The sequence below is a fragment of the Cytobacillus purgationiresistens genome (assembly GCF_030813235.1).
Lineage (GTDB): Bacteria > Bacillota > Bacilli > Bacillales > Cytobacillaceae > Cytobacillus > Cytobacillus purgationiresistens.
The window spans coordinates 1-7326 of sequence record NZ_JAUSUB010000063.1 but is presented as its reverse complement, the minus strand read 5'-3'; the positions used below and the strand labels follow the sequence as shown (position 1 = coordinate 7326).

The 7326-nt window shown below is 38.6% G+C and carries 8 protein-coding genes and 1 pseudogene; 2 read left to right on the top strand and 7 right to left on the bottom strand.

Going from position 1 to position 7326, the window contains the following annotated elements; genetic code table 11:
* Window positions 1–161 precede the first annotated feature (161 nt).
* The 3 genes from J2S17_RS28540 to J2S17_RS28530 form a co-directional block, all read right to left on the bottom strand.
* Window positions 162–1070 carry a PhzF family isomerase gene (locus J2S17_RS28540; RefSeq protein WP_307480722.1) on the bottom strand — a complete coding sequence of 303 codons (909 nt, stop codon included), beginning with the start codon at window positions 1068–1070 and terminating at the stop codon, window positions 162–164.
* A gap of 593 nt (window positions 1071–1663) precedes the next feature.
* A complete protein-coding gene (locus J2S17_RS28535; protein ID WP_307480721.1) occupies window positions 1664–1951 on the bottom strand; it encodes a hypothetical protein in 288 nt (95 codons plus the stop codon).
* 203 nt (window positions 1952–2154) lie between these two features.
* Entirely contained in the window at window positions 2155–2409 is a 255-nt protein-coding gene (locus tag J2S17_RS28530) for a pyridoxal-phosphate dependent enzyme (RefSeq protein WP_370875146.1), read from the bottom strand.
* 204 nt (window positions 2410–2613) lie between these two features.
* On the opposite strand from J2S17_RS28530, the gene J2S17_RS28525 reads away from it, so the two are divergent.
* Window positions 2614–2757 (top strand): hypothetical protein, encoded by a 144-nt coding sequence (locus tag J2S17_RS28525; RefSeq protein ID WP_307480715.1) that lies wholly within the window; start codon window positions 2614–2616, stop codon window positions 2755–2757.
* A 119-nt stretch (window positions 2758–2876) separates the two neighbouring features.
* Here the strand turns inward: J2S17_RS28525 and J2S17_RS28520 are convergent, their stop codons facing one another.
* From J2S17_RS28520 to J2S17_RS28510, 3 genes are all read right to left on the bottom strand, one after another.
* Window positions 2877–3857 carry an alpha/beta hydrolase gene (locus J2S17_RS28520; RefSeq protein WP_307480728.1) on the bottom strand — a complete coding sequence of 327 codons (981 nt, stop codon included), beginning with the start codon at window positions 3855–3857 and terminating at the stop codon, window positions 2877–2879.
* Window positions 3858–4041: 184 nt separating this feature from the next.
* The gene (locus tag J2S17_RS28515) at window positions 4042–5409 is read right to left on the bottom strand and encodes a sensor histidine kinase (protein ID WP_307480712.1); all 1368 of its coding nucleotides are present in this window, start codon (window positions 5407–5409) and stop codon (window positions 4042–4044) included.
* A complete protein-coding gene (locus J2S17_RS28510) occupies window positions 5406–6080 on the bottom strand; it encodes a response regulator transcription factor (protein WP_307480725.1) in 675 nt (224 codons plus the stop codon). Before J2S17_RS28510 ends, J2S17_RS28515 begins: the two co-directional genes overlap by 4 nt.
* Before the next feature lie 204 nt (window positions 6081–6284).
* On the opposite strand from J2S17_RS28510, the pseudogene J2S17_RS28505 reads away from it, so the two are divergent.
* Window positions 6285–6434 (top strand): annotated as a pseudogene (locus J2S17_RS28505) (spore coat protein); the annotation flags it as partial.
* A gap of 313 nt (window positions 6435–6747) precedes the next feature.
* Here the strand turns inward: J2S17_RS28505 and J2S17_RS28500 are convergent.
* The gene (locus tag J2S17_RS28500; protein WP_307480709.1) at window positions 6748–7086 is read right to left on the bottom strand and encodes a DUF3139 domain-containing protein; all 339 of its coding nucleotides are present in this window, start codon (window positions 7084–7086) and stop codon (window positions 6748–6750) included.
* Window positions 7087–7326: the final 240 nt, after the last annotated feature.

Here is a 7326-nt window from a genome sequence, read left to right as displayed (position 1 = left end):
TCCTTTTTAGCTGGCCAGCTCAGGACACATTCATCTTACCAAGAGGTCTTTTTTCATTCAAATCGCATTTTCAGTTATTACAGGAATGCTGCCCCGTAAATTCCATGAGAAAAAGCTACCTTAAAGACAACTCCGATTTTCAGCTAACGCACGTTGAATGGCTATTCAAGTAATAACTCGGACTTAAATACGATTACAGCATTTCCCGCAATCCTTACTTCCTCTGGTTCCTGATTACAAATTTTCACTTGAACATCAATGATACCCGCCCGGTTTATAGCTTCGCCCTGCACTGCTTTAAAACTAAATAAAGTATTATCATGTTTGACAAGTCCATGGTGTATTAAGTATGCGCCTAAAGGGCCGTTCGCATTGCCTGTAACAGGGTCTTCGTTGATACCAATTGCTGGAGCAAACATTCTTCCATGAATTAAGATTTCGGAGTCGGGAGCATTCATCGTAAACACATAGAAACCATTGCAATTAATTAATCCACTGACTTTTGTTAGTAATTCCATATTAGGGTTTAATCGGTGAAGAAGTTCCGAATTTTTAATTCCAATCATCACCTTGGAATGCCCGGTAGAAACGATTTGTACTGGACAATCTTCTAATAAATCATTTTCACTAATATTGAAAGCTGTAAATATGTTTTCTAAAGCTAGACCATCAATCACCGCATCAAAACTTATACTACCCTGGGTCATTATAATTTTGTAATCATTATCTTCTTTAATCACATCGACTGGTAAAATACCGGCACCAGTTTTATGATAAACTTTACCTGTATTTAAACTATTTTCAACTGCACGAGCATAGTGGGCAGCAATCGTCGCATGTCCACAGATGGGAACCTCATGAGTAGGCGTAAAAAAACGAATATGTACATCAGATTCGCTATTGTCTGATTTAAATATAAATGCCGTTTCCGAATTGTTAAGCTCTCTCGCAATCCTCTGCATCTCACCCGAAGATAAACCATCTGCATTTGTAATTACACCAGCAGGATTACCTGATAATTTTTCTTTCGTAAATGAATCAATTTGATATAATCGGTACTTTCTTGCCATGTCATTTCCCACCTTTAATATAGTGAATTTCCAGTCTTTTATACTATCTATAATTCTTATTATATTAAAAAGTAAGGACTTCGTTTTGTTTCGCAAACTCATCCAATGGTAAAACAATTAAAATCCACATCCTTAATCGCAATTAACATTTTTTCATACTTTTTCATAACACAACACCTCCAATATAAAAAATATATAAGCCATACCAATATGTTCAATAAATAGATCAAGCGTTCCTTCTCTTATGGAACTAAACTGCCCCTATAGCATCATAACAAATAGGCTTCCCTTTATTTAAGGAAAGCTCTAAGAATGAATTGAATTAATCTTCAACTACTTCAATCAAGTCAGTATGGATAGCAACAAAATACGTTTCTAATAATTCCGCAAATTCCTCATTAAGCTCGTAATAGGCATCGTTCTTTTTCAATGACTTTTAAAAATTCATCTTCTTCAATTTCGTCTTTTTCTAGTTCAACGTACAAGCTCCACATTTTTTAACAATACTTTTTCTCAATCTTTGCACAGCTGTGGGCGCCAATTTCCTCAAGGATTCCAATAGCTGATTAACGTAATTATTTATCACTACCTCTTTAATACCATTCAAACCACGTAAATAAGCTTTTGTGACCGCCACTTTCAAGTTCAGAATAGTATTGATGGACGATGTATGCTTCATTTATTTTTTTATCTTCCGATGATAAATCACACTCACTTAATACTGTATTAACGGCGTTCCATATATCAGTCTTGCTCATTAAATCTTTTCTTTTTATTTTTGGTTTCACAGCATTCCCTCCAACTAGGTACACCCAGAATTTTAACACATACTTCCATTTTATCTTGACCTCTTGTTCAACTAAACTACGGCTTTGTTCCATAAGAAGAAAAGGACAATACCACTGATCAAGTATTGCCCCCTATAGTTTAAGTACATTTCTTCACAAACCTTGTTCTTTTACACAGTTCTTTTTATATATAGGAATGCTGTCCCGGTTGTGTTATAGAAAAGGCACTCCTTTAAATTAAGGAAAGCCATCTTTAATTTATGACAAAGTTTTTCTCCCAAAGAAACACAATCACTTTAGTACTTTGATAATATATAAGCCAATACATCTCCGTCTATATTATCACCTGATAAAACAAGAGCAACATTTTTTCCTCCAATCCGCTCTTTGTAGTCCATAACAGTAGCTATTGTTGTGCAGCTACCTGCTTCTACAATATACTTCTCCTTTTTTGCCATGAAACTAACTGCTTTAGCAATAGACTCTTCTGATACAGCTATAAAGTCATCAACGTAATTTTTGTCCAAATCATAGCTGAGTTTACAAACCACTCCAATAAGAGCATCACATAATGATTCCTGGCTGACTGCTGTTACTCGTAGCCGGTGCGGCCATTGCAGACATTGGAGCTAACATGGTTAGCACCAGGGTTAAAGCGGCAATTTAAGTTCGGTTTTTAACTATTCTCGTGCCCGCTCTCATTTTCATTTCCTCATGTTATTCCATTCGCATCTTCACTTGTCCTTATCTGTTTATTGGGCTATCTTAACTTGGGTGCTAAAGTAAGCTTAACCAATGAAGATGTACTCCCCGAGCCGAGTATGAACAAGCAAAAAAATGCCACGTCGTCATATACAACGAAGCATGCACAGGATGCTGTAGCATGGAGAAAACAATGATAGCGTTGTGATGACATCACATATTTACAAACACACAATGAAAAAGACCGTCCCAAAGGACGGTCTTTTTCTCACTTATACATATGCATAAAATAGCGGATGAACCCTTCACTTTACACTTACTTTACTTCTTTCATAAATACTCTAACGTCTTCAGTGATTTCTTTGAATTTGGTATGGTGTAAATAATGTGATCCATCCATAGTTACTACTTTTCCATGTACCGAGTCTTTGATCTGCCCTTCATGCAGAGGTATCCATCCTGCTACACCTTCATTATTCGCTTGTACAAAGAGAAGAAGTGAAAGATCTTTAGGGAAGGTTAAACCTTGAGCCCCTTTAAAATTAGACGAAATATGGTTCATCTCATTCAAGGTAGTGTCATTATACATGTTTTTATTCGAAATCATTTTCATTTGCTCCACTGTTTTTTCATCAAATGCCAGATCAGCATAGGGGTCAGCACTTATTTTCATGATCAATCTTAAGAGACCTGATTTTTTGAGGAATGCAAACGTTTTTAATGGGAATTTGATGTCCATACCCGGTTGTGTTGCAACACTGCTATCGATTCCGACAAATCCAGTCACCTCGTTTGGATATTTGTTCACATAATCAATTCCGTAAATGCCTGTAATGGAGTGACCCATGAGCATGTATCTGTTAATATTAAGCTGCTGTAGAGCTTCATGAACTTCACTTACCATATTCTCCGTGGTTCGCTCTTTTTCAGTTTCATCACTTAATCCATAACCGAAAGGCTCTACCGCAACAACTTTGTAAAATGGAGATAATTCATCGATAAGAAGCTTAAAATCAAGCCCTGGTGTAGCTGTTCCATAACCAGGCAGGAGCACGATCGTTTCCTCGCCATCGCCTTGAATTAACACATTCATATTTTTCCCGTCTACAGATACATGCTGACCGTAGGGCACTATTCGTTTTTGCTCAGAATGACTACTCATCACATTAGCAATATAAACAATACCTAGAAAAAGAACAATAGCTATTACGATTGCTCCTATGATTTTAAGTAAGATGTTTCGCACTTTCTTTATTTTCGTTCCACTCCCCGTTTTCTTTTCCTCTTGTTGTGTCACTGTCATCTTCTCCTGTCCTGATCTGTTTGTTTGGCTTCCTTCATGTGCCGCTAATGAAATCTTAACTAATGAAGGTGTACTCCCCATGACGACAATATGAACTGAATATGAACAAGCAAAAAAATACTACGGCTCACATACCAGAAAGCTTGCATGTGAGCCGTAGCATAGAGAATGAATCTAACTAATCTGTTGGTGTAGTGATTGACAAGGTGACAATGAAGGTCGTTCCTTGACCAGGTTCACTTTCCACTCGGATGTCACCTTGATGAAGCGATACGATCTGTTTAACGATGGCGAGTCCCATACCACTACCGTCATACTTACGACTGTGGGAACGATCGACCTTAAAAAACCGCTCGAATATACGCTCCTGGTCCTCAAGAGGAATACCAATACCAGTGTCGGATATTCGGACTGTCGCGTTTTTGATATCTTGTTTGATGCTTATGTTAATCACGCCGCCATCCTCGGAAAATTTGATGCTATTTCTGAGGATATTCGTCCATACCTGATTTAACTGGTCATGATCAGCCGTTACTTTAACTGTCTGTAAATCAAGCACGAAATGTATGTTGCGAGCAGACCATTGCGGCTGTAGCGCCACGATTACCCGTCGGATTTGTTCATCGAGGCTGAGCGTGACGAGCCGCAGTTGCTTTGACTGCGATTCAAGCATACTTAGCTTTAGAAGGCTATCGCTCATTTTGGACATCCTTTTAGATTCAGCGATGATAATATCAAGATAACGGCTTCGTTCGTGATCTGAGATGTCAACTTGCTTAAGCGCTAGAGCATAACCGGATATCGAAGTGAGCGGAGACTGAACCTCGTGCGACACGTTAGTTACGAATTCCCTGCGCATCTGCTCAAGTTGCTGCAGATCGTGCATCATTTCTTCGAAGCTGCGAGCCAAAGTACCCAGCTCACTCGTTTGCTTAATATTCAGCTTGACGTTGAAATCTCCAGATGCTATCCGCTTGGTCGCTTTTGTCAGCTTTTTGATCGGTCTTACCAGGAATGCAGAGGCAACTAGAATCAATAAGCTTCCTGAAATCAACGAACAGGTTGCAAAGATCAATGCCCACTTTGTGACAAAAGAGGCAGAAGGGGGGGCGAGCGTTTCCAAAAACATCGCTTTCGTTCCCATTTCCGTTTTCAACGGCAACCCTAAGAGGACCGTAGCAATACCATTCGGAGTGTCTTGAACAACTCCTCCATCTAATACTTTCTTTAGTTTTTCCATCGTCACAGTGGCAGGTTTGTGTCCGTTAAGTTTTCCGTAAGACTGGAACTCACCCGTTGCTTCGTAAATTCGAATATGGTAGGAATCGAGCTGCTTCATTTCACTTACGAACGATTCCGCTTCACGTAATGGAAGGGTCTTGTAAATCCGGACGATGTCTTGGCCAAAGTTACGTGAGTTGATTTGCGCGTTTTCGTTCAATTTTTCTTCGAATATCCAAGTTGACACAAAAAAAGAAATGATCGTGCCCCCGATAACGGAGACTAGAAATGTCAGGACAACACGTATATATAAGGATTTGATCATTCGTAAACCTCAAGCCGGTACCCAAGCCCACGCATCGTCTCGATACGAAAATCGGGTGTAGTCGCAAACCGTTCGCGCAGGCGTTTAATATGTACGTCTACCGTTCGATCGTTTCCAGCGTAATCGATTCCCCAAATCTGATCAATCAACTGCTCGCGCGTATAGACTTGTCCGGGTGTTCCAGCGAGCTTATACAGCAATTCGAACTCCTTTAGCGGCAACGTAAGCGACTCCGTCCCTCTCATCACCTTATAGGTCTGTCGATCAAGGGTGACGTTCCCGAAATGGATTGTCTGCGTGGAGCCAATCTTGTATCGTTTGAGTAGTGCCCTAACACGAACCGTCAACTCTAACGGATCGAATGGTTTCGTTAAATAGTCGTCAGCCCCAAGTTCGAAACCCTTCACTTTCTCCCATGTTTCTCCTCTCGCAGTCAGCATAAGTAAAGGAAGATCAGGATTGGCTCTTCGAAGCTCCTTGCATAACGTCCAACCATCCATAATCGGCATCATAATGTCGAGCACGACAAGATCCACATGTGTTGAGGTGTAGACGGCCAGTGCTTCCTTGCCATCCGCGGCTTCGGCTGTTGTGAATCCGTCGTTGTGTAAAAATAAACAGACGAGTTCCCGAATGTTCGCATCGTCGTCAGCAACCAGTATTGTAGGCATCCGTTCCCTCTTTTCCCTGTTTTCCATCGCAATATTGAAGTATTCATTATACTATAAATTAAATTGAATTACCCCTATTCTTCCTATAATTAAGTACGGAATATCATTAAATGCACCCTCGTTTGCTTATTCGATTACCGGAACGCTGAACTTGATATGGATGAAAATACAAATAAACACAAACTGCCTACGTAGTACCCCAGACAAACTTTGATACAAATGAGAAATCAAGATGAGTCCCGACAAAGAACGGTATATAGCTATGCTCTCCAAAGGGGATACTATAAACCTGCTGCTCCTGCTTCCCAAGAGGTAATTAATCAGTTAAAAACACAACTAATGTCTGAACAATAATAAAATATTAGTACAGTAATATTGCATGCTAAAGCCAAATCCTATTTACAGGATTTTGCTTAATAAAATTGAATATTGATCCAAATGGGCTTGGTCGATCCCGTCTGAACAGCTCGACCAACTTCCACTAAAGCCTCCTATTGTTTAAGTGCATTAACTCACATACTCTTTTTAAGTTATTATAGGAATGCTGCCACTTTTGTGACATAGGAAAAGTCTTTCCTTATTTGTGACTTTCTTAAGTTAATTAAGGATAGTTATCATAGAGAGTCAAAGAAGAAGAGCTGACAAAGATCAGCTTCCCTCTTTCTTTTTATTGCACTTTATTTTTGTCTAGATGTTTGTACAAATGTTTTTCTTCATCACTTGGATAAGGAGTATATTGTATGATATCACCATTATCTCGTATGTATTCGTACTGATGTTCAGGTTCATCTTTAAATGTCACAAATGATGAAAAACGAAAGCTAGACAACGTAATTGTTGTATCTATATTTTCGGTATCTTCTATATCATATGTTTTTAATAAGTACTCCTCAACATCGTTAGTTAAGGAATAAATTTGATACTGTATATACCCTAAAAAGCCTAATGGAATTAAAATAATTAGCCATAAAACAATAGTTATAGTAATTACTGTTTTCTTCTTCAACATATTCCTCCTTAAAAAGGAATTTCACAAGCATCTAAACCCTAATAAATATTATTTGATTCATAAATTCATTAACCCTTTTTTATCTTTTGACCTCTATTCCTTATTCTTATAATACTCTACATATATTTCTTCTTGTTAAACAAACCTCCCTCAATAAACAAACACTTATCTCTTAAATACGCAGCTTTTCTCCATATTACTATCTAACTTGTTTAACTTTACAGTTTTGGTTAGAAC